This is a genomic window from Psychrobacter sp. DAB_AL32B (assembly GCF_002224105.1).
GTDB lineage: Bacteria > Pseudomonadota > Gammaproteobacteria > Pseudomonadales > Moraxellaceae > Psychrobacter.
In genome coordinates this window covers 21046-42905 of the sequence record NZ_NEXU01000110.1, presented here as the reverse complement: position 1 = coordinate 42905, position 21860 = coordinate 21046, and the positions used below count along the sequence as shown (strand labels likewise).

The 21860-nt window shown below is 40.7% G+C and carries 19 protein-coding genes, 1 tRNA gene and 2 pseudogenes; 11 read left to right on the top strand and 11 right to left on the bottom strand.

Features of this window, described 5'->3' with window-relative positions:
- Window positions 1–55 precede the first annotated feature (55 nt).
- The 5 genes and pseudogenes from CAN34_RS12250 to CAN34_RS14685 form a co-directional block, all read left to right on the top strand.
- Window positions 56–820 (top strand): tetratricopeptide repeat protein, encoded by a 765-nt coding sequence (locus CAN34_RS12250; RefSeq protein ID WP_165767656.1) that lies wholly within the window; start codon window positions 56–58, stop codon window positions 818–820.
- A gap of 21 nt (window positions 821–841) precedes the next feature.
- Window positions 842–1138: pseudogene (locus CAN34_RS12245) on the top strand (tetratricopeptide repeat protein); the annotation flags it as partial.
- 15 nt (window positions 1139–1153) lie between these two features.
- Complete coding sequence (locus CAN34_RS14640; RefSeq protein ID WP_302476523.1) at window positions 1154–1279, top strand: SEL1-like repeat protein; 126 nt, start codon at window positions 1154–1156, stop codon at window positions 1277–1279.
- A gap of 101 nt (window positions 1280–1380) precedes the next feature.
- A complete protein-coding gene (locus tag CAN34_RS12240) occupies window positions 1381–2028 on the top strand; it encodes a tetratricopeptide repeat protein (protein WP_217320629.1) in 648 nt (215 codons plus the stop codon).
- A gap of 33 nt (window positions 2029–2061) precedes the next feature.
- Window positions 2062–2214 (top strand): annotated as a pseudogene (locus tag CAN34_RS14685) (SEL1-like repeat protein); the annotation flags it as partial.
- 71 nt (window positions 2215–2285) lie between these two features.
- Here CAN34_RS14685 and CAN34_RS12235 read toward each other — a convergent pair.
- Window positions 2286–3170: a hypothetical protein gene (locus tag CAN34_RS12235; RefSeq protein WP_089555878.1), complete on the bottom strand. Its 885-nt coding sequence runs from the start codon at window positions 3168–3170 to the stop codon at window positions 2286–2288.
- Between the two features lie 536 nt (window positions 3171–3706).
- On the opposite strand from CAN34_RS12235, the gene blaRTG reads away from it, so the two are divergent.
- Window positions 3707–4603, top strand: coding sequence for an RTG family carbenicillin-hydrolyzing class A beta-lactamase (gene blaRTG, locus CAN34_RS12230; RefSeq protein ID WP_089555877.1), 897 nt, complete (start codon window positions 3707–3709; stop codon window positions 4601–4603).
- Between the two features lie 530 nt (window positions 4604–5133).
- Here blaRTG and CAN34_RS12220 read toward each other — a convergent pair.
- The 3 genes from CAN34_RS12220 to CAN34_RS12210 are packed head-to-tail and all read right to left on the bottom strand — an operon-like array spanning window position 5134 to window position 6900.
- Entirely contained in the window at window positions 5134–5427 is a 294-nt protein-coding gene (locus CAN34_RS12220; RefSeq protein ID WP_089555875.1) for a hypothetical protein, read from the bottom strand.
- Window positions 5424–6668, bottom strand: a complete 1245-nt coding sequence (locus CAN34_RS12215; RefSeq protein WP_089555874.1) for a site-specific integrase — start codon at window positions 6666–6668, stop codon at window positions 5424–5426. The genes CAN34_RS12220 and CAN34_RS12215 overlap by 4 nt, the downstream gene beginning before the upstream one ends.
- A gap of 16 nt (window positions 6669–6684) precedes the next feature.
- On the bottom strand, window positions 6685–6900 hold the full coding sequence (locus CAN34_RS12210; RefSeq protein WP_045454368.1) for a hypothetical protein: 216 nt from the start codon (window positions 6898–6900) through the stop codon (window positions 6685–6687).
- A gap of 196 nt (window positions 6901–7096) precedes the next feature.
- Here CAN34_RS12210 and CAN34_RS12205 point away from each other — a divergent pair, with 196 nt between their 5' ends.
- Window positions 7097–7321 carry a helix-turn-helix transcriptional regulator gene (locus tag CAN34_RS12205; RefSeq protein WP_089555873.1) on the top strand — a complete coding sequence of 75 codons (225 nt, stop codon included), beginning with the start codon at window positions 7097–7099 and terminating at the stop codon, window positions 7319–7321.
- 429 nt (window positions 7322–7750) lie between these two features.
- Here the strand turns inward: CAN34_RS12205 and CAN34_RS12195 are convergent.
- Window positions 7751–7825, bottom strand: a tRNA-Gly gene (locus CAN34_RS12195).
- Between the two features lie 262 nt (window positions 7826–8087).
- On the opposite strand from CAN34_RS12195, the gene CAN34_RS12190 reads away from it, so the two are divergent.
- Both CAN34_RS12190 and CAN34_RS12185 read left to right on the top strand, forming a co-directional pair.
- Window positions 8088–9752 carry an alpha-keto acid decarboxylase family protein gene (locus tag CAN34_RS12190; RefSeq protein WP_089555871.1) on the top strand — a complete coding sequence of 555 codons (1665 nt, stop codon included), beginning with the start codon at window positions 8088–8090 and terminating at the stop codon, window positions 9750–9752.
- A gap of 366 nt (window positions 9753–10118) precedes the next feature.
- A complete protein-coding gene (locus tag CAN34_RS12185; protein WP_089555870.1) occupies window positions 10119–11909 on the top strand; it encodes a potassium/proton antiporter in 1791 nt (596 codons plus the stop codon).
- Between the two features lie 114 nt (window positions 11910–12023).
- Here CAN34_RS12185 and CAN34_RS12180 read toward each other — a convergent pair whose 3' ends face one another.
- Together CAN34_RS12180 and CAN34_RS12175 are read right to left on the bottom strand one after the other, a co-directional pair.
- Window positions 12024–12557 (bottom strand): DUF2058 domain-containing protein, encoded by a 534-nt coding sequence (locus CAN34_RS12180; RefSeq protein WP_089555869.1) that lies wholly within the window; start codon window positions 12555–12557, stop codon window positions 12024–12026.
- Between the two features lie 139 nt (window positions 12558–12696).
- Window positions 12697–12957 carry a hypothetical protein gene (locus CAN34_RS12175; RefSeq protein WP_089555868.1) on the bottom strand — a complete coding sequence of 87 codons (261 nt, stop codon included), beginning with the start codon at window positions 12955–12957 and terminating at the stop codon, window positions 12697–12699.
- Window positions 12958–13477: 520 nt separating this feature from the next.
- On the opposite strand from CAN34_RS12175, the gene CAN34_RS12170 reads away from it, so the two are divergent.
- Window positions 13478–14416 carry an AraC family transcriptional regulator gene (locus CAN34_RS12170; protein ID WP_089555867.1) on the top strand — a complete coding sequence of 313 codons (939 nt, stop codon included), beginning with the start codon at window positions 13478–13480 and terminating at the stop codon, window positions 14414–14416.
- Between the two features lie 183 nt (window positions 14417–14599).
- Here CAN34_RS12170 and bhcD read toward each other — a convergent pair whose 3' ends face one another.
- The 4 genes from bhcD to bhcA all read right to left on the bottom strand — a co-directional run bounded on the left by bhcD (window position 14600) and on the right by bhcA (window position 19258).
- Entirely contained in the window at window positions 14600–15607 is a 1008-nt protein-coding gene (bhcD, locus tag CAN34_RS12165; RefSeq protein ID WP_089555866.1) for an iminosuccinate reductase BhcD, read from the bottom strand.
- Between the two features lie 145 nt (window positions 15608–15752).
- A complete protein-coding gene (bhcC, locus tag CAN34_RS12160; RefSeq protein ID WP_089555865.1) occupies window positions 15753–16904 on the bottom strand; it encodes a 3-hydroxy-D-aspartate aldolase BhcC in 1152 nt (383 codons plus the stop codon).
- Window positions 16905–17037: 133 nt separating this feature from the next.
- Window positions 17038–18018 (bottom strand): beta-hydroxyaspartate dehydratase BhcB, encoded by a 981-nt coding sequence (bhcB, locus tag CAN34_RS12155; RefSeq protein ID WP_089555864.1) that lies wholly within the window; start codon window positions 18016–18018, stop codon window positions 17038–17040.
- Window positions 18019–18082: 64 nt separating this feature from the next.
- On the bottom strand, window positions 18083–19258 hold the full coding sequence (bhcA, locus tag CAN34_RS12150; RefSeq protein WP_089555863.1) for an L-aspartate--glyoxylate aminotransferase BhcA: 1176 nt from the start codon (window positions 19256–19258) through the stop codon (window positions 18083–18085).
- An 886-nt stretch (window positions 19259–20144) separates the two neighbouring features.
- Between bhcA and CAN34_RS12145 the strand changes: the two genes are divergently transcribed.
- Window positions 20145–21827 (top strand): NAD-dependent malic enzyme, encoded by a 1683-nt coding sequence (locus CAN34_RS12145; protein WP_089555862.1) that lies wholly within the window; start codon window positions 20145–20147, stop codon window positions 21825–21827.
- The last annotated feature ends 33 nt before the right edge of the window (window positions 21828–21860 follow it).

Below are 21860 nucleotides of genomic sequence, written 5' to 3'. Positions count from 1 at the left end.
CGCTATTGCTTTTAATTGCTTAGATATTTTCTTTTTTGTAATGGGAGTGTTAGTCATGCCTACATTTAAAACTTCTGTCATTCATAAAATACTAGTTTTCAGCTTATCGCTCGGGCTAACATTTCCAGCGGTTGCAGCAGACTTTGCAACAACTCAAGCTATGGGAGAGCAAGATGATGCGGATTCTCAATACCGCCTTGGTTTTAAATATTATATCGGAAAAGGCGTTGAGCAAGATTATACCAAGGCGTTTGAATGGTATTTAAAATCTGCCTCTCAAGGTAATGCTGAGGCTCAAAATAATCTTGGCGAACTATACGATAAAGGCAAAGGTGTTGAGCAGGATTCAGCTAAAGCTTTTGAGTGGTATCTAAAAGCTGCAGAGCAAGGCGATGCTAAGGGGCAGTTCAATGTTGGTGCTCTTTATCACAAAGGTGAAGGGGTCGAGCAGAGTGATAGCAAAGCCATAGAGTGGTATTTAAAATCTGCCTCTCAAGGGAATAATGGCGCTAAGAATAACTTGCAGCTCCTAAACCTTAATAGAGAAAACAGACCTCAAAACCAAGCTAAAACGATTGAATGGTATCAAAAGGCTGCTAGACAAGGTAATGCGGATGCTCAGTTTGAGCTTGGCGTTCTCTATCACGAAGGCAATGGTATGGAGCGGGACTATAATAAAGCGGTCGAATGGCTCACCAAAGCCGCTGATCAGGGACAAGCAAAGGCTCAATATGTTCTCGGCGCTATGCACTACTTTGGTCGAGGCATTGAGCAAGATTATACTAAGGCTAGGGGATGGTGGCAAAAGTCAGCTGAGTAAGGCTTTGATGAAGCTCAGTATAACCTTGGAGTAATGTACAGCCATGGTGAAGGGGTTGCTCAAAGCCATAACCAAGCGTTTGATTGGTATCAAAAAGCGGCTAAACAAGGGCAGGTCGATGCGCAAAATAATCTTGGGGTAATGTATGAGAACGGCAGCGGCATTGCCAAGGATTATGCCAAAGCGTTTACGTGGTATCAAAAGTCCGCGTCTCAAGGCTTATCTGAAGCCCAGTACAATCTGGCATGGATGTTTGAAAATGGCTATGGTGTAAAGCAAGATTATAAGCAAGCGTTTAACTGGTATCTCAAAGCTGCTAAGCAAGGTGATGCCATGGCAGCATATGTCATCGGTACGATGTATAACTATGGTAGAGGGGTGCAGCAAGATAAAGCTCAAGCTAACATGTGGTTAAATAAAGCTTGTGGGAATGGAGTAGAAATGAGCTGTAATCGGTAACCGCTGTTTTTTCGAGAACACTTGTTAAAGCCTTAGGCATATCCATTGTAGGCAATTAAAAAATTTATCATCATAAGTATCTTTGTTATTAAGGATAAGCCATGGCTGACTCTATGATGAAAACGATTGTTATCCATACAATGACTATTTTAGCTTTATTACTTGGGCTAAGTGCACCAGCTGTAGCCGCAGACCTTGCAACTACTAAGGTAAAGGCAGAACAAGGACATGCTGATGCACAGTATCGCCTTGCGCTAATGTACGACTATGGCGAAGAAATAGATCAAGATTATGCTCAAGCTTTTAAGTGGTACCAAAAGTCTGCTAACCAAGGATATCCAGAAGCGCAATATAACCTAGGTTGGATGTATAAAAATGCGCATGGTATGGCAGAAGATAATGCAAAGGCGGTTGAATGGTATAAAAAAGCTGCTAACCAAGGTTATGCGTCTGCTCAAGCCACCCTTGGTTCAATGTACTACAGTGGTAAAGGGGTTACTCAAAGTTATGCCAAAGCCCTTGAATGGTATTTGAAGGCTGCCAACCAAGGAGTAGCTGTTGGTCAATATAATATGGGTGTAAGCTATGATCAAGGATTCGCCTTACCTCAAGACTTTGAAAAAGCCATCGAATGGTATCAAAAAGCTGCGGATCAAGGTTTTTCAGACGCACAATATAATCTGGGTCTTATATTTGAGGAAGGCGAAGACACCAATCAAGACTATACGAGAGCAATGAAGTTGTACTAAGACGCCGCTGATCAAGAGGATGCCGACGCTCAATATCGTCTTGGAGTGATGTATGAAGCAGGAAAAGGCGTGACTAAAAATAATATCCAAGCAAAAGAGTGGTATCAAATCGCTTGTAATAACGGTCATGAAAGAGGCTGCAAAGCCTATGATAGGCTAAATGTGAAAGAACTGCGACGTCATTAAGGTTTTTTAATCAAGATATATCCTGTTCAAAATGGCTAACAGATATCTTAAGTAGTGTATATCTAGCATGCCTAGCAGCAGGGTACTCTTTTCCATTGACCATCTACACGTTTCAGGGTGTCGTCGTTAAAGCGCGCCAGTTGCTTATGTGGATAACGTGTTGCATAGCCTAAAACTGCCTCCAACGTTTTATTACGCACAAACTTTTTACTCTGTGGATCATATAGCCAGTAAATATATTTATCACTGTGGTCGCCTTCTGCAACGTTCAACACCAAATCAAAATAGCCATCGTAGTTCATATCAACGTATCTGGTACTGTGTGCATCTACTTCAAACCCCGTCAACTTCTGCACCACTTTTTTGGTATCTTTATTAATGACATCTACTCGGGTAATGGTGGATCGATACCAACGATCATTATCAAAGCCATAATATTTAAACACAAACTGTGGATAGGTTTTAATAGGAATCGCTGGGTTAAAAGTGGTTTTTTTGATTGTTGCTTTGCCCTCAGGATAGTGGGTGACTGTTCCTACTAACGTATTATTACGCAGATTTAGCGTGCCATCGATGGCATATTCTGGTGGCGCTTCTAAACCAACCTCTGGATCATATGATTTTAAGGTAATATTTAATCCTTTTTGAAACCCTTCGACTGAAACGCCGCCATCTTTGTTTAGATAAAATAAAGTGCCATGCGGATTCCATACCCCTGAATATATCGTTAATAAGAATTTTCCATCATCTGAGCGCCAATCACGCTCGGCATAAGTGATGACGTCCGTAATTAGTTTGACAGGTTTTGTAATAGCAGATTTACTGGTCGAAGTCGCTTTTGTAGGCGTCGCTGCTTGTGTACTAAGCACTGTACTAACTAATAGCGCTGGCAATATTAAGCCGCCCAAAGCGCTTTTGAAAGTTATGTATTGGCAGTTTAATCGAAACTTTAACATAGCCCATCTCCTTATCAAGCGTTTGTGTGGTTATATCTCTGCATCTTGTTTGCCGATTAAACGAGATCCACACACTGTGCTCACCTTCCTTGGTTGCACTGGTTTTTTTATTATAGCGCTGTTCAATTGGCGTCACCGAGCGTTTATTGTTAATAGAATTGGTTAAGGTTTTATGATTTACGGGGCTTTTAATACGGCTATAGGTTATTTGAGTTTGGGTTAAACAATAGGCAAGTTGAGCGCTGGATAAGTTGGCTCTTATTTATGGATTAACGCCAACTCTCATCAGACTTTATTAAATAAGCTCTGATCAATGTCATTGGTTCAATATAATGGTTGCATTATAGCGGTCTATTTTAAGTGGTCTATTAATTAAGAGATCTATTTTGATGGTTCCGCTAGGGTATACCCTGAAATCACCCATCCAAAATAAGCTAAGTTAATAATGAATGAGATATAATTATGCTATTAAATATACTTGTTAATTACACATTATATAATCTAAAAATTTGATCCAAAAGGAAGGTTAACTCATCATGAACGTACGTCAACACAAGGCTAATTTTTTTAGCGTAGTAATTACTTTTTTATGTCTCACGCTATCATTAAATGCTAATGCAACAGACTCAATACTTGAAGCGGTTACCAATGCTGAAACTGAATTGGACGCTAGAATCGGTCTAGCTGTGCATGACTTGGAAACGGGAAAACGCTGGGAACATAAATCTAATGAACGTTTTCCTCTAAGTAGTACCTTTAAAACACTTGCCTGTGCAAACGTTCTTCAAAGAGTTGATTTGGGTAAAGAAAGAATTGATAGAGTTGTGAGATTCTCTGAGAGCAATCTTGTTACATACTCCCCTGTGACAGAAAAACATGTGGGTAAAAAAGGGATGTCGCTTGCAGAGCTGTGTCAGGCCGCATTATCAACCAGTGATAATTCAGCTGCCAATTTTATTCTACAAGCCATTGGGGGACCTAAGGCTCTAACGAAATTTTTGCGTTCCATTGGTGATGATACTACGCGTCTTGATCGCTGGGAAACAGAACTCAACGAAGCGGTGCCTGGAGATAAGCGAGACACGACAACACCAATTGCAATGGTGACGACACTTGAAAAGTTACTAATTGACGAAACACTATCTGTCAAATCTCGTCAACAACTAGAATCTTGGCTTAAAAGTAATGAGGTTGGCGATGCATTGTTTCGTAAAGGCGTTCCAAGTGACTGGATAGTAGCAGATAGAACAGGGGCTGGTGGTTATGGGTCGCGTGCTATTACTGCGGTGATGTGGCCTCCAAATCGCAAGCCTATCGTAGCCGCTCTATACATTACAGAGACAGACGCCTCGTTTGAAGAAAGAAATGCTGTCATTGCGAAAATTGGTGAACAAATAGCGAAGACAGTATTAATGGAGGATAGTCGTAACTGATTTATAGTTTGATGCCTGTATAGCGCATCGATCAAGTATTGGTAAATAGTTACGGATGTATTTTGATCCAAAACAAGGAGCTGAAAATAAAATGATATATACTGTAGTGGCACACTAAATTTGGACTGTATTTAAGAGAAGATATATTACATACGAAAAAGCCAGGCAACCGAAGCTGCCTGGCTTTAAAGTTTTGAACGACTTATCTATGATTATGTTCCCGCCATACAGCATGCTCACATACCTCACAGCACCAACGCTCTTTTGCCCGCATATATGGAATGTCTGCTGGTATCTGTAAAGGGCACACATAACCACAGTACTCGCATCGCACATCATCTAAATAGGCAAAACACTCACCAATTGTCTCGAAGAGTACTTGAGTGCTAATCTCATACTTCTCGCAAAGTGCCTTTACGTGTTTAATAAAACCACTCTGATTATCGTATGCCCAGTAATCCTCACAGATTCTTAGATCTCGTGCGTTCTGCGTCATATTCGGCTGAAGCTTTACACTCATCACATTCTCCTTAGTAGCCGACATAGTCAGACTGTGGTAATAGCTCATAAAGCTCGCTCTGAAGCTGACAACGCATATCCTCTATCACATAGCCAAGACTGGCATCCAAACGCTTCTGTACCCATACACGCATCGCCATATCGTTATTAAAACAGCGCTTTACTCCTAAGAAGCGTGCGAGGTTATGACCCGATGAAATATACAACTCACGCATCAATGCATTAGCAATCTTATTCGCATCTTCACTGATGGCACCGTCAGGCTTAAACTCAGCAAACAGCTCTTCATAATTGATGATTTTCATAGTGACGTCTCCTTGTCAGTCTGTTTATTCCTGATTAGTGCTTCAACTTCAGAGCTATTCGATGCGTTGGTTAACTTCTCCTTGCTCGCTAAGAGCAAGTTATCCATTGCAGAGCCATCTTGACGGGTGATATCAGGCACATAACGGCTGTACACCCGAAACAGCATCTCCGTACTACTGTGACCCATTTGTCGCGCTATCCACTCAGGGTTCTCACCAGCAGCGAGCCAAAGCGTCGCTGCTGTATGACGAGTCTGATAAGCCCGCCGATGTTTAAGACCGAGTAGGGCAAGAGTGGGTTTCCATACCCGTCGATTCACATTGCGATACTCCATCGGATTGCCTTGTGAATTGCAAAACACAAACTCTGACTTACCAAAGGTATGTGCTTTCTGCTCCAGTAGGGCGTCATAGACCAGTTGTGACATTGCAATATCACGCTGTGAACCCAAGGTCTTCGTTGGCCCCATCTCACCATTCACTAATGCACCACGGATACTGATTTCACGGCGATCAAAGTTAACGCAGTCCCACTTAAGCCCATCAATCTCACTGGTACGCATCCCGGTAAAAAAGCGAATGGTGTAGTAGGGTCTATAATCAGCACGAACATGCTTTAAAATCAGCCATACCTCACTCAAGGTAAAAGGATTTACATCCGGACGAGCTTGTTTAAGATTCTTAATATTTTTATAAGGCATCTCAAACTCATGGCGATCTGATGCTTCTTCTAGTATCATACGAAGAAGTATCATGATCTGATTGATTCGTGCTACTGACAGACTTGACTGACCATCTTTACCGTAACGAACTTTGGCGAGGGAGCTACGGAAGGTCAGCAAGTCTGGTTTTTTAATGGCATGTACCGCTTTACCACCAAACTCAGGTAACAAGTACTTATTAAGAATAATCTTTATCTTTTGCCGATAGCTCGGCCGCCATTCAATTTTCTTCTCCTCATACCAAATATCGACAAACTGCCTAAAGGTTGGATTACGACTGATACAAGCTTCTGCTCTATCAGCCAGTGCTGTCATTTCCTGTGCGCGTTCACTCTTTGGGAAGTAAGCGCCATAGTCGAATATGCCTAGAGTTATTTCTGCTTCCATTTTTTTCATGACTTGTGCTAATTTTTTACGATTAGCTGGATTGTCTTCCAAGCTAGTCTTTTCTCGACAGCGCTTACCTAAGTAGCGGAAGTCAACGACCAGCTTGCCAAACCGTCCTCGCATAGTAGCCATAGTAATTCTCCTTTTATTATTGAAGTGCCATACCGTTAATAGCGCTCATAACAGGCTTGCACATATCTTCTTCTATACGCTCCCATACATATAAAATCTTACGCCCACCAAACGGGCGTATGTAATGGATATTCTCAATCAAGACAGTGTCTTTCATTTGATTGCGAATAGTGCGTGGATCGTATTTAATACGCTCAGCCAACTCATCAGTTGTTAAATAAGTATTGCTCATAATATTTACCTCTTTTCAGTTATTAAGTCATCGCATTAAGTGATAGAATAAAAATGATTTTATCAACCTGTAAGAATGCACCTTGAAGTAATCAGTAATTATTTACCCGCTTAGAGGTAATTAATAACCGATTTGTGTACTATATTATCTTTTTACCTCAATGTAAAGCATTTTTACCCGAAAAGAGGTAATAATTATGATTGTATCTAAACTTCCTATTATTCTGGCAGAGAAAAAATTGCGCGTAGCAGATGTTGTAAGGGCAACAGGCATGAGCAAATCAACGCTTCATAAACTATATAATGAAGAGTCCTCAAGAATTGATTTCAATACTATCGACCAGCTGTGTGAGTTTTTAGACGTGCAGGTGGGTGACTTATTTATTTACAAGCCAAATATTAAAGATGATGATGAATCTTGAAAATCTATAAAACTGAAAATAGATGCTCAGAGAAATAAGTGGCAGAGCCATATATATAAGGCGTTTCAAGGTATAAAATTAAGGTTGGGGTTATTATTAATAATTGCTTTTTCATGATTTGGTCACGTTTTGGTCACGCTATGAGCTTAATTTACAAAAGCAGTGGAAAAGTAAAAACCATGCTAAGAAAATATTTCTTAGCATGGTTTTTTATAAAGATAAGAATAATAAGTTGGGGTCAATTATAGAATCAGTATTTATAGCGTGGGCACGAAATGGTCACGTTTTGGTCACGGTGCTGTTTTTTGCTCTTTTAATATATTAGATAAAGTTAATAGTTGGGCTGACTAGCTAGTACTAAAAATCGCTACAACCTCTGAAAATTGGACAAAAAAAAGCCTCACTGTTAAGTGAGGCTTTTTAAGTATTTGGAGCGGGAAAAGAGATTCGAACTCTCGACCCCAACCTTGGCAAGGTTATGCTCTACCACTGAGCTATTCCCGCTAATTATCAATTAACTATCGTCAGTTGATGATGGCGTATTATACGCAGTTTTTTGAGTGTGTCAATAGTCATCAAGAAAAAAAGTAAAAGTTAGCAAAGTAGGCATGTTATTCCAGTATAGAACTATGATATAACAGATTGTTATAATCTGCATTCCAAAAGCTTTGCTTTTCATAAATAGGCTGGAATACAGCTTTATAATAATTTTCAATCACAGTTATAACTATGATTATTTATAAAACAAGTCTTAAGGACAAGCAACATGAGTAAGCAATACACTATCGCTGATTATTTATTTGATCGTGTCGCTGAGGCGGGCGCTACTGAGATATTTGGCGTACCTGGTGATTTTAATCTAACGTTTTTAGATAATGTGCTCGCCTCTGATAAATTGCGCTGGGTAGGTAATACCAATGAGTTAAATGCAGGCTACGCTGCTGATGGTTACGCACGAGAGCGTGGCTTTGCTGCTATGGTGACCACTTTTGGTGTCGGTGAGTTGTCTGCGATTAATGCCACCGCAGGCTCTTTTGCTGAGTATGCGCCAGTGCTGCATATCGTTGGTGCACCTAGTATGGCTTTGCAAGATTCAAAAGGTCGTATCCACCATACATTGGGTGACGGTGTGTTTAACCATTTTATTAAAATGGTAGAGCCTGTAACTGTGGCGCGTGCACAGATTACGTCTGATAATGCCGCCTCTGAGATTGATCGCGTCATTCGTCTGATTCTTAAAAAGCATCGCCCAGGTTACTTGATGCTATCACCGGATGTGGCAAAAATGCCCATTTATCCACCGACGACCAAGCTTATCGATAGTGAAGAAGATATTACCAGCCAAGCGGCGCTGTCAGACTTTAAGCAAGCGCTGATAGAATTCTTACCCAATAAGACCACCACGCTAATGGCAGACTTAATGGTGCATCGTTTGGGATTACAAAATCAGCTCAAGGCTTTAATCGCTGATACCGATATCCCTTATACGACGTTATCATGGGGCAAAACCTTGCTTGATGAAAACAGCGAGCGTTGGGCGGGAACTTATGCGGGCGTGGCATCGCGCCCAGTGGTCAAAGATGCGGTGGAAAACTGCGAATGTTTGATAAAAATTGGTGTGCAATATACTGACACCACTACAGCAGGCTTTAGCCAAGACATTGATGAGAATGTAGTGGTTGATTTGCATTATGAGCGCGCTAGCATTGCCGGCAAAAACTTTGCACCTATCGCTTTAAAAGATGCTTTACAAGTATTGCATGAGGTGATGACCTCAGGTATCACGATTGTGCCTAAGCAATTCTGTCAAGAAATGAAGCCGCATGAGCAAAATGGCAAGGATGACGAGCCTATCCGACAAGATGACTTGTGGCATATTATTGCTGATGCCCTCGATGATAAGAACTTGGTGTTCTCTGATCAAGGTACGGCTTATTTTGGTATCAGCGATGTGCGTCTACCAGCAGGTGTGACTTCGTATGGTCAGCCGATGTGGGGTTCGATCGGTTATACCTTGCCCGCAAGCCTAGGCGGTGCCATTGCTTCACCGCACAAACGTAGTATATTGCTAATTGGTGATGGATCTGCTTTATTGACCATTCAAGAAATTGCAGTAATGATTAAAGAGCGCATTAATCCTGTGATTGTACTGATTAATAATGATGGCTATACTGTCGAGCGTGCGATTCATGGTGAAAACCAATGCTATAATGATATTCCTACATGTAATTGGCAATTGATGCCGCTGGCATTTGGCGCTACCAAGGATAATAGCTTAATACTTAAAGTGGAAACGGCGGGCGAGTTAAAAGCTGCTCTAAAAAAAGCTGCCGCAACAAAAGATAAGCTTGTTATGTTAGAGGTCATCGCTGATAAACATGATATCCCGCCATTACTTGCAGATATTAGTGCAGCGCTTAAACCTAAATAATATGACTTTTTAACTGTTTAGTAAAAGTAGTCTGTTTAAGACTAACAAATATAAAATTTGTTAACCGTAAAAAGCCCTATTTAGTATCAATGCTAAATAGGGCTTTTTTTAGATATAAACAGCGTTTTCTATATAAATGAGAGGTTTTTAATTAAATTGCTCAATATCGCCGTTTAATAAGGGCTGCCTGCCAGATTGTATGTTATAAAATACAGTCAGGTTTTTGATTTGGATAACTTTAGTCTTTTGATACTTTGAGTACATTTGATTATTTTTACTATATATGGGCTACAACCTGCAGGAGGGTAAAGCCAATACTGTGATAACAGTGAATAAAATAACGATTAAAATAGGGCATAAAACAACATGGATACCTTAAATATCCTTTATCTCGTAGGAGCAGTATTAATTTTTGCCAGTATTATGGCAAGTACCTTGTCAGCACGTTTGGGCGTCCCTTTATTATTATTGTTTTTAATAGTTGGAATGCTGGCGGGCGAAGAAGGTATTTTGGGTATTGAGTTTTCCCAATACGGGATAGCGAACTTTGTTGGGCAGGCGGCGCTGGCTTGTATCTTGCTGGATGGGGGACTACGCACCTCGTTTAAATCGTTTCGCGTTGGTCTAAAACCAGCCGTTACGCTTGCCACTTGGGGCGTGCTGGCTACCGTCATGATACTGGGTGTATTCGTGACTTGGCTGCTCGATGTCGATTGGCGACTTGGGCTATTGATGGCGGCGATTGTCGGCTCGACCGATGCGGCAGCGGTATTCTCATTGCTGCGTAATGGCGGCGTCAAGTTAAACGATCGTGTACAAGCAACATTGGAGCTAGAATCTGGTGCCAACGACCCTTTGGCCATTTTGCTTGTGACAGGATTGATTGCTTTAAATGTCGATCCCGCTGGACAGACGGTGCTAGGGTTTTTGGGATTATTATTACAGCAGCTGAGTTTTGGCTTGGGCATGGGTCTGCTGTTTGGGTATTTATTGGCGAGGCTATTACCCAAGATATTATTAGCAGAGGGCATGTATGCGATTTTGATTATGTCTGCTGGCTTGGCAGTCTTTGCCGCTACTAATTTGATTGGTGGTAGTGGATTTTTGGCGATTTATCTTACCGGTGTGCTGATTGGTAACCATAAAGTCCGCTCAACCGAGCATGTGATGCGGGTGATGGATAGCTTTGCGTGGTTGTCACAAGCAGTGCTATTTGTGGTATTGGGGTTATTGGTTACGCCATCGAACGTTATCAATGTCTGGTATTATTCAGTCGCGATTGCCGCCTTTATGATTTTGGTTGCCCGTCCTATCGCCGTTTATACCAGCGTTAAGCCATTTAAATTTAAAGACAGAGAGATCGGCTTTATCTCTTGGGTAGGGCTACGCGGCGCGGTGCCTATTACCCTTGCGATTTTACCCGTGATGGCAGGGATAGATGGCGCTTTTATGTTATTTGATATTGCCTTTGGCGTGGTGGTTTTGTCTTTAATTTTACAAGGCACGACCATTCCTATCATGGCAAATTTATTCAAAGTGCGTATTCCTAGTAATAAAGACCCAGAAGCAGAGCATGAAGTGTGGGTATCTGATAGGGCGAGCATTACTTTATATGAATTTGAAGTAAAATCAGGGGCGTTTGCGATTGATCGTCATCCGATGGGCATCTCTAAGCGCATTAGCCCTGATGAAATTAGTATATTTGCCTTAGTGCGTAGGCAACATATTGTGATAGTTGAAGAAACGACCAAGCTCAAATTTGGTGATAGAGTGTGGTACGCGATGAGAGGTAACCATGCCAGTCAAATTGCGAAGATTTTTAATGATACAACCTTAAACCATAAAGCCATTGATGACTTTTATGGTGATTGGCTATTATCACCCAGTGTGAAGCTTGGCGATTTGCCGTTTTTTACTGGCATTATGACCTCAGAATCTTTGGTAGATAAGTTAAAGTCAAAACCTGAAGACAGCTCAAAAAGCATGTGGGAGCAAACGGTTGCTGAATATGTCATAGATAACTTGGATATAAAGCCAGTATCGGGCGATACGGTCGCGATCAGTGATGAGTGGTCACTGGTCATTAAAGAAGTGGATGATAAAGGTAAGCTGAGAACGATTGGTTTAAAACATGAAGAGCTTGCCAAGGTGAGCTAATTTTTCTAGCTATAAATATACATGATATATAGATGCTAGCTAAGATGTTTGGAAAATAAAAAGCCCTATTGATAATCAATAGGGCTTTTTCAATAGCATTTTTTATAACATTGACTACCACATCAAATCATCTGGAATCACGTAAGCTGCATACGGATCATCTTCTGCCAGCTCATCTTCTGCGGTATCATTTGATACCACCATAAAGCCTTCCATTTTTGCATCGATACGATCAGCAAGCGGGCGCGGTAGTAGCGCATAGCTGTCATCTAAACGAGAAATGACCACGTGACCTGCCACGATTTGATCGTATAGCTTTTGAGTGATATTAATTTTTTTGACTTTAGCATCATCGACAAACTGGTAACTGATGTCGCCGGTTGTCTCAGTTAACTGATGCTGTTTAATCATTTGAATGATATTGGCTTTTAGCATCTTTTCTTCTAAAATCTGTTGTTTTTCTTGATTGAGCTTTTGATCTTTCTCTATCTTTTTTGCTTGTGCGTCTGCCAAGGCTTTTTTAGCTTCAATATTTGATGAATCGCCAGTACGCTTAGCATGCTGCGTCTGCTTGCTTATTTTATTGGCTTTTTTGCTATCAACCAATCCAGCTTTTAAAAGTTGAGCCTGTAGGGCGTTTTTGGCCATGTCTGTATTACCTAAGTGAAATGAGCTAAATCATAAAATCTAAAAAGTCATGGTAGCAAATTTCACTAAGATATGTCACCAATCCGCATTATCTTTAATTTGGTATCCATTAAATAAATATTACAGTCTTTAACTTAAATCAATTGCAGTGATTCATACTTACTTCAGTTGCTGTCAGTGCAATTATTTTAATCGGTACAGCAAACTTCCATTCCATACCACCTGTACAAAGGAAACTGTTTTCCTTAGAAGAGATGATAAAAGCAGTAAAATCGTTATTCACTAAATCCTGCATCGCTTCTTCATCACTATAATCAGCCACTGCGCACCACACTTGTTGATCACCTCGAGCTAGCATGGCACGGGTTAAACGACTGCCTGTTAATCCATTATTTAACATAATAACTCCAACTATAACCGATTTGAATTTCAGCTTTAATTCATTATTTTTAAACTTTAGAACTAATTTTGAAAATTGAGAGCGCTGTTCATAAACTATTTAACAACATAATTTAACAATGCAGAATATATGTAATATATGTCATTAATAAATATGGCACAATATGAATTTACTGTAATGGCAAATAACTAAAGAGTTGCAGGCAACGGACACATATTAGGTCTTATTTTTATAGTAAAGTACTCCCTTTTTATCTCGCTCAGAATGAGAGTTTGAGCGCATAGGTAGGACTATAAATAACATATAATTTTACCTTTATTGATAAATATAAGTTTATAAATATTAGTTCGTATTAAAATTAATATGGCTTATATTTAATAAATATAGGAATAGTGACGGTTTCTTAAACCTAGGCTGCAGTATGATAAATTTACATTTTGGTTTAATTCGTTATTCCTCGGTTGCTGAATTAAGTTGAGAGTGGGTTTTTATTCATCTTAAAATATTAAGGACAGGGTTAATGGACGCGCTCAGTACGTTATTACAGCAAACACAGCATTTAAGTGAAACGAAGTACTATGGTTTAAAGGTTACAGGCGATTGGGCCTACTCAATAACGAATAGCGATACTATTTATTTCTATTTGGTTCAGTCTGGCAGTTTTAATATGAAGATAGGAGATGTCTCTCAAAGAATTCATAAGGGTGACATCGTTATGGTTCCGAATGCCAATAAGCATGTTTGTTATGCGCAAAATCATCATGGAAATAATGCCAAACCGCTAGATAAGACGCTATTTAATTATGATCAAGGTACTATTGAGTGCACTCAGGGCATAACATTAAACGCGCAATTGATATTGGTTGAGTGTCAGTATGATAAAGATTTACTAGGACCGCTATTATCTGCGTTACCAGTAATTCTGCCTGAACATGAACATATGCACGAGAGTCGGTTTAGATCGCTTGATAGAGCGGTTGGGTTCTTAAGACTAGAATCTGAATACGAACGTTTGGGTAAACTTGCGATGATTAATCTTTGGGCAAGTATTGTAATGGTCGAGTGCCTGCGTACTTATATTGAAAGCCTGCCTAATACAACAAAAAGCTGGTTAGTAGCAATTAAGGATCCGTACTTATCGAAAGCGCTGACCATTATGCATGATAAACCAAATTATAGTTGGACGACTCACCAGCTTGCTAGAGAGGCGGGGATGTCTCGTTCAAGCTTTACTCAGCGCTTTAAAGATACTGTTGGTGTACCGCCAATGACTTATTTGATTGAGTACCGCTTACGTATCGCCGCCCGTCATCTACGCTTACAACAAAATAGTATCGGTCAAATTAGCGAGCTGATCGGTTATGCTTCAAATTCAACCTTTAGCCAAGCCTTTAAGAGACTTTATGGAATGTCGCCTAGAGAATATCGGCAGCAACACCGAGTTGCTATCAGCATCTGAGATAGATAGGGTTGGTGAATAATTATTATCAACCTTGTATGAATGAGACTACTTTTAGCAGTACTAAAAGTAGTCTCATAGTTTTTATAAGCATTATAAAAAAACCGCCAAATAAACTCATTATTTGGCGGTTCTAAAATACAGCGGCTAGTGTCATATTTATAATGACAGTTATAACGAAAACTATAGCGAGATGTGCTGAGCTTCACCTTTCTCGACAGCAAGCTTAGCCGCAGCGGAAGCTACTGCTAAATCTTGCAAGCCAACACCGGTACCATCAAACAGCGTGATTTCATCATCTGAGCTGCGACCTGGATGCTCACCGTTGATGACATCGCCAAGGGTGGTGATATCAGATTCTTTAATAGCACCAGACTTAATCGCATGCTGTGCTTCACCAATAGTGATCGATTGCGCGATTTCATCAGTAAATACGGTAGCAGACGCTATCAGAGCAGCATCAACTTCTTGCTTACCAACAGTATCAGTACCCATACAAGCGATATGCGTACCGGGTTTGATCCACTCTTTCATAAGCAGTGGCTCAAACGCTGAAGTAATGGTAATGATCACATCTGCCTCGCTACATAACTGTTCGCGTTCAACGGACTCAAATGGTACGCCTAGTTCTTCAGCAACCGCTTGTAAGTTCTTAAGGCGATCTTTATTCTTATTCCAAGCAACTACTTTTTCAAAGTTGCGTTGCTCAAGAGCGGCACGTAGCTGAAAAGTAGATTGATGACCTGCACCAACCATGCCAAGCACTTTGCTATCTTTACGTGCTAGATGGGCGATTGATACTGCCGATGCTGCGGCAGTACGTACCGCCGTTAAGTAGTTGCCGCCAACTAGGGCACGCAATTTACCATTATCAGGATTGAATAAGAAAATCGTTGATTGATGGTTGGTCAAACCTTTAGCGGCATTACCTGGCCAATAACCACCTGACTTTAGACCTAGCGATTTACCTGCGCGATCAAAACCTGATTTAAAGCCATATAGCGCATCAGCATAACCGATAGCTTCACGAATAACAGGGAAGTTATACGCATCCCCTCGTGACATTGACGCAAAAACGTTTTCAACTGCGGTAAAGGCAGAAGGGCGATCAATCACTGATTTGCAAGCGGCTTCTGATACGATCAATAAGCCTTCGTTGTTAGCATCGTTACTGTTATTTTCTTCACTCATTATAAATTCCTTTTTATACTTCTTAATTTGTCATTCTTAAATACTTTAAGTAAATAAGGGCTGTTGTAGGCTAAAGCTACAACAGCCCCTTTAAACTAAACTGATACAACCAAACTAATTCAGCTCATAGTTCTTAATACAGTTCTTAGTACATTTTACCGCGTGCAGATACTGGCCATACTTTTTCAACTTTGCCGTTACGGACACCAATATAAAAATCATGAACGTTACAAGTAGGATCACAATGACCTGGTACCAGTTTTAGTTTTTCATTGATTTTAAGGACGCCATTTGGATCACTTACGACGCCATGTTCGTCTGAACATTTAACATATTCAACGTCATCACGACCGTAGATGAACGGTAGGCCACTGTCAACTGATTGAGCTTTTAGACCAGCATCAACAATCGCTTTGTCAGGTTTGGCATGGCTCATCACAGAAGTTAGGATGAATAGGGCGTTTTCCCACTCACCAGCATCAATACGGTTGCCGTCTTCGTCTAGAATACGACCATAATCCGCATCCATAAAGGCGTAAGAGCCACACTGTAATTCATTGAAAACACCTGAATTACTTTCGAAATAGTAACTGCCTGTACCGCCACCTGAAACGAATTCTGGCTTAAGACCGATTTCAGTTAATGCATCGATAGCATGTTGTACTTGATCGATAGCCACTTGGGTTTTAGCTTTACGATCACTAAAGCTATCCATATGTTGCATCGCACCTTGATAAGCTTGAATACCAGTGAAATGGATGTTTTCTGCAGCGTCAATTGCTTTAGCGATTTCAACAACAGCTTCGGTAGTAGTAACACCACAACGACCCGCACCACAGTCAATTTCGATATAGCAATTAAGTTCAGTACCCGCTTCGGTCGCCGCAGCTGATAACTCAGCAGCACTATCGACATCATCGACACAAACGGTAATTTTTGCGCCTAATTTAGGCAAGTTAGCTAAACGCTTAAGTTTAGCAGGCTCGCGTACTTGGTTTGATACTAAGATATCTTTGATACCGCCACGTGCAAACACTTCTGCTTCAGAAACTTTTTGACAGCAAACGCCAACTGCGCCACCAAGCTCTTCTTGTAGTTGTTGTACATCAACTGATTTATGCATTTTACCGTGGCTACGGTGACGCATATTATGGTCTTTAGCATAATCGCCCATTTTTTTGACGTTACGCTCAAGGGCGTCCAAGTCTAAGATCAAACAAGGGGTTTGAATGTCAGCTTCGTCCATACCAACAGCAGCTGGTACGTTGTAACCTACTTCTAATTCTTCAGTAATCATTTTAATTCTTCCATGTTATGAGTTAGTTTTATAAAAAGCCGTTTAAACTTGCGCATTATTTGCGCTTAGTTAACGCTTAATTTTCGTACAAATGATGCTTAGTTATTAATGCCTAATACTTAGTTCTAATTAATTAGTTCCAAGGCAACTTATCAAGATCAACGTTACCACCAGTGATGATAACGCCAACTTTTTTACCTGCAAAAACGTCTTTGTTCTTTAAGATAACAGCAAGCGGTACGGCACAACTTGGCTCGATGACGATTTTCATATGAGTCCAAGTCAGCTTCATCGCTTCAATAATTTCTTCTTCAGTCGCGGTCAAAATATCAGTCACATAATTGCTGACAAAATGCCAAGTCAAATCTTTAAGCGGTACTTTTAAGCCATCAGCGACCGTTTCAGGGGCATCATCAGCGATAATATGACCGGCTTTAAATGAGCGCGCGGCATCATCAGCATTGACAGGCTCTGCAGCATAAATTTTGACATCAGGAGCTAGGTTCGATAACGTCAAGCAAGTACCTGAAATCATACCGCCGCCGCCGATTGGTGCCACCACCATGTCAGGTTTTACACCGATTTCTTCCATTTGCTCCAAAAACTCACGTGAGCAGGTCGCTTGTCCAGCGATTACGCGTGGGTCATTGTACGGATGGACAAAGTCGCCGCCAGTTTCTGCTTGAACTTTAGCAAACACTTCTTCACGTGAAGTGGTTGATGGCTGGCATTCAGTAATAATACCGCCATAACCACGTACGGCTGCTTTTTTAGCTTCTGGTGCGCTATGCGGCATCACCACATTACAGGGTATGCCACGACGACCCGCTGCATAAGATAAAGATAGGGCATGGTTGCCTGAGCTGTGCGTACAAACGCCATTTTTTGCCGCTTCGTCGGACAGACCAAACACCGCGTTTGATGCACCGCGTACTTTAAAGGCACCCGCTTTTTGAAAGTTCTCACATTTAAAGAACATCTCACAACCTGCCATCTCATTTAAAAACCGAGAAGTCAAAACGGGAGTGCGATGGATATATGGCTTAATGCGCTCATGCGCCTCTAGCATATCATCAAGGGTTGGAATCACTAATCCATCTTCGTTTGTGATCATAAAAAATAGTCCTTCATCTTTTGTTTAATTACTCGTTATCTAATGGCTTATTATTTAATGGCTTTTATTTAGTGGGTGCACTGTTGCGATAATATTCTTGCGCAGCAGCGACGCCTTGACCCAGTTTGATTGGATAATCCAAATCAACCATTGCCATTTCAATCGTTGCAAGCCCTGCTAGTACCATGACTTCAGTCAATGACCCTAGATGACCGATTCTGAATGCTTTACCATTCATCTCGCCCAAACCAATACCAAAAGAGATACCGTATTTATTAAAAGCATGGTCAGTAAGCTCATTACTGTCGAAGCCTTCAGGCACAAAGATGGCGCTGACGGTATTAGAGTAAAGATCAGGCGTTTTGGCACATAGCTTCATACCCCAAGCACTAACGGCTTGTCTTACGCCTTCGGCTAAACGGTAATGACGTGCATAGACGTTTTCAAGACCTTCGTCAAACAACATCTCAAGGCTTTCTCTTAGACCATAGATGAGGTTTAATGGTGGCGTGTAAGGAAAGCCGCCGTTGGCATTGGCTTTTAACATATCACGGAAGTCAAAATAGGTACGCGGTAGCTGAGCCTCATCCATATGGCCCAAGGCTTTTTGACTGACGCCTAATATTGCCATACCCGTGGCGAGCATAAAGCCTTTTTGTGAGCCGGCAACAGCAACGTCTACGCCCCAAGCATCCATCTCAAAAGGCACACAAGCAATTGAGCTGACACCATCTACGAACAATAAAGCAGGGTGGTCACTGCTATCCATGGCTTTACGAACGGCACTAATGTCACTTAAAACACCAGTCGCGGTTTCGTTATGAGTAACCATGACGGCTTTGATTTCGTGTGCAGTATCTTCGCTTAGAATCTTCTGGAATTGGTCAGCAGGTGCGCCTGTGCCCCAATCACATTCAACGACTTGCACATCAAGTCCGTGGCGCTGGCACATATCAATCCAGCGATGAGAGAACATACCATAGCGTGCAATCAGAACTTTATCACCAGGTGACAAGGTGTTGCTAATCGCTGCTTCCCAGCCGCCTGTGCCGCTAGAAGTAAACAAAATGATTTCGCTATCTTGCGTACCAAATACTTTTTTACAATCAGCAAGTACCGGTAAGAACGTGTCTGAGAAATCAGGAGCACGGTGATCTTGCGTCGGCACGTTCATCGCGCGACGTAATCTGTCAGGAATATTGGTAGGACCAGGAATAAAAATTGGGTTTTGTAGCGACATGATTTACATCCTTGTAAGTGCATATTAAGGGGGCGCAATAGTAGTATAAGCAGGGGTTCATGCGAATTTAATGCAAGAGTCTTCCTGACTCATACAGTTTGGTTTTTGTGTTTTTCAGATTTAAAAAATTAACCATGTCAAAGAAAGGAGTTGCAGGTGATTGGTCACTTTACTACTTACTGCGTTCTTTTTATGGTGTTCTTGCGGTAACGGTTTTTACGAAGGATAAACTAAGAGGTTTTGGTTGAAAAAGTGTAGGTACTTATCAACCAGTTAAAATATAGCATTAATGGTAAGTTGTAACAAGGTATTTTTAAATAACCTTTGTGCTAGACTATGCTTAACTATTACAATGACTATTTTCTGCTCACTTGTCAAGATACACCCAAGTGTTAAGATTTACCTAGGTCATCATAGTTTTTTGCCAACAAACTTACTTTGATTGGTTTTGTTCTGCCAATAGCCAATAGGGTAACGTTTACATCGCTATTCCTGAGCCGTTACACTTAAGTTAGCAGCTTTTTTGCCAGCTTCTGCTTTAAATTCTGTACTATAGCTCTGCATTTTCTTGGTCATGGTAAACGCCTCGTCGAGTGATTGGTTTACCACGTTTATCTTTACAATTTTTTTAGCATTGCTCGACCTCTAACTGACTTATTCAATGAAGCAAACCCAATAAAACAATCCCTTCATTATCAATACTGAAGGCTTATGGAAGAGATTTAATTTGTTATGGGTATCAATCCTGAATTGTGTTGGTTTGAATAATGTTAAGAAAGTTGGATATAAATATGAATTTAAATCATTTCTGTTATTTCATAAATCGTTAAAAACATTTAAACCATTAACTTTGTACCATCATACACTTTAATAAGAAGATTTTATTATGATAAACAAACGTCCGTTATATATTCCTTTTGCTGGACCAGCACTATTAGAAACCCCTTTATTAAATAAGGGTAGCGCTTTTTCATCAGAAGAACGCGATAGCTTTAATTTAACCGGTTTATTACCTCATAATATTGAGACGATTGAAGAGCAATCATTACGTGCTTATCATCAACTTCGCTCATTTACGAGTGATATGGATAAGCATATTTACTTGCGTAATATACAAGATACGAATGAGACATTATTTCATCATTTGATTGAGCAGCATATTGAGGAAGTGATGCCGCTCATATATACCCCAACGGTTGGTCAAGCTTGTGAAAAATTCTCTCAAATTTATCGTCGTAAACGTGGTTTGTTCATCTCTTATCCTGAGCGTCATAAAATCGATGACATGCTGCAAAACGCCACCAAACAAAAAGTAAAAGTGATTGTTGTCACCGATGGCGAACGTATTTTAGGCTTAGGTGATCAAGGTATTGGCGGCATGGGAATTCCAATCGGTAAATTGGCTTTATATACCGCTTGTGGTGGTATTAGCCCCGCATATTGCTTACCGATATTGCTAGATGTTGGTACTAATAATCAACAATTGCTTGATGATCCTATGTATATGGGTTGGAGAAATCCACGCATCTCTGGCGATGAGTATAATGAATTTGTCGACTTATTTATTCAAGCAGTTAAACGTCGTTGGCCTGAAGTATTATTACAATTTGAAGATTTTGCACAGGAAAATGCGACCCCATTATTGAATAAATATCGTGATCAGCTATGTTGCTTTAATGATGATATTCAAGGAACTGCTGCTGTTTCAGTCGGTACATTGATCGCAGCGTGTCTAAACAAAGGTCAAAAACTTAGTCAACAAAATATCGCTTTCTTGGGTGCAGGATCGGCAGGTTGTGGTATCGCCGAACATATCATTCGCCAAATGCAGCGTGAAGGATTAACGGAAGAGCAGGCTCGCAGACAAGTATTTATGGTTGACCGTTATGGTCTATTAACAGATAGCATGACAGAGCTACAAAAATTCCAAACGCCGTTAGTGCAAAAAGAATCAGATATTGAACATTGGGATAAGAGTCAGAAGCTTGGTTTAGCACAAGTGGTTAAACAAGCAGGAATCACGGTATTGTTTGGCGTAAGCGGTCAAAAAGGTCTGTTTACCCAAGAGGTCATCGAAGCATTATGTGTTAATACTGAAAATCCAATTGTATTACCGCTGTCAAACCCAACGTCTCGTGTTGAAGCCACACCACAGGAAGTGACTAACTGGAGTCGTGGTAAGGCAATTATTGCGACGGGTAGTCCTTTCCCTAATACCACTTTTGAAGGTCAGTCTTTCGAGATTTCCCAGTGTAATAATAGCTATATCTTTCCAGGTATTGGTCTAGGTGTTTTAGCCGCCCACGCGACGGGTATCAGCGATAATATGTTAATGGCTGCAAGCCAAGCACTTGCGGATATCTCAATGGAATATGAAAAAGTACCCGGTGCAATATTACCGCCTATTAAATTCATTAGAGAGATCAGTGAAAAGATAGCCTATGCAGTTGCCCTACAAGCGATTGAAGATAGATTGGCATTACCTGTAACGGCAGAAAATTTAGAACGTCGATTAAAAGCTAATTTCTGGTTACCAACATACCGCAACTATCGCCGTACTTCTTTCTAACTATTAGAAGCACGCATAAAAAAGCCGAATGTT

What these genes read in the sequence shown, in the direction of transcription:
- CAN34_RS12250 (WP_165767656.1), top strand. Translation starts at nt 56, where the DNA reads ATGCCTACATTTAAAACTTCTGTCATTCATAAAATACTAGTTTTCAGC.
- CAN34_RS14640 (WP_302476523.1), top strand. Translation starts at nt 1,154, where the DNA reads ATGGCAGCATATGTCATCGGTACGATGTATAACTATGGTAGAGGGGTG.
- CAN34_RS12240 (WP_217320629.1), top strand. Translation starts at nt 1,381, where the DNA reads ATGGCTGACTCTATGATGAAAACGATTGTTATCCATACAATGACTATT.
- CAN34_RS12235 (WP_089555878.1), bottom strand. Translation starts at nt 3,170, where the DNA reads ATGTTAAAGTTTCGATTAAACTGCCAATACATAACTTTCAAAAGCGCT.
- blaRTG (WP_089555877.1), top strand. Translation starts at nt 3,707, where the DNA reads ATGAACGTACGTCAACACAAGGCTAATTTTTTTAGCGTAGTAATTACT.
- CAN34_RS12220 (WP_089555875.1), bottom strand. Translation starts at nt 5,427, where the DNA reads ATGAAAATCATCAATTATGAAGAGCTGTTTGCTGAGTTTAAGCCTGAC.
- CAN34_RS12215 (WP_089555874.1), bottom strand. Translation starts at nt 6,668, where the DNA reads ATGGCTACTATGCGAGGACGGTTTGGCAAGCTGGTCGTTGACTTCCGC.
- CAN34_RS12210 (WP_045454368.1), bottom strand. Translation starts at nt 6,900, where the DNA reads ATGAGCAATACTTATTTAACAACTGATGAGTTGGCTGAGCGTATTAAA.
- CAN34_RS12205 (WP_089555873.1), top strand. Translation starts at nt 7,097, where the DNA reads ATGATTGTATCTAAACTTCCTATTATTCTGGCAGAGAAAAAATTGCGC.
- CAN34_RS12190 (WP_089555871.1), top strand. Translation starts at nt 8,088, where the DNA reads ATGAGTAAGCAATACACTATCGCTGATTATTTATTTGATCGTGTCGCT.
- CAN34_RS12185 (WP_089555870.1), top strand. Translation starts at nt 10,119, where the DNA reads ATGGATACCTTAAATATCCTTTATCTCGTAGGAGCAGTATTAATTTTT.
- CAN34_RS12180 (WP_089555869.1), bottom strand. Translation starts at nt 12,557, where the DNA reads ATGGCCAAAAACGCCCTACAGGCTCAACTTTTAAAAGCTGGATTGGTT.
- CAN34_RS12175 (WP_089555868.1), bottom strand. Translation starts at nt 12,957, where the DNA reads ATGTTAAATAATGGATTAACAGGCAGTCGTTTAACCCGTGCCATGCTA.
- CAN34_RS12170 (WP_089555867.1), top strand. Translation starts at nt 13,478, where the DNA reads ATGGACGCGCTCAGTACGTTATTACAGCAAACACAGCATTTAAGTGAA.
- bhcD (WP_089555866.1), bottom strand. Translation starts at nt 15,607, where the DNA reads ATGAGTGAAGAAAATAACAGTAACGATGCTAACAACGAAGGCTTATTG.
- bhcC (WP_089555865.1), bottom strand. Translation starts at nt 16,904, where the DNA reads ATGATTACTGAAGAATTAGAAGTAGGTTACAACGTACCAGCTGCTGTT.
- bhcB (WP_089555864.1), bottom strand. Translation starts at nt 18,018, where the DNA reads ATGATCACAAACGAAGATGGATTAGTGATTCCAACCCTTGATGATATG.
- bhcA (WP_089555863.1), bottom strand. Translation starts at nt 19,258, where the DNA reads ATGTCGCTACAAAACCCAATTTTTATTCCTGGTCCTACCAATATTCCT.
- CAN34_RS12145 (WP_089555862.1), top strand. Translation starts at nt 20,145, where the DNA reads ATGATAAACAAACGTCCGTTATATATTCCTTTTGCTGGACCAGCACTA.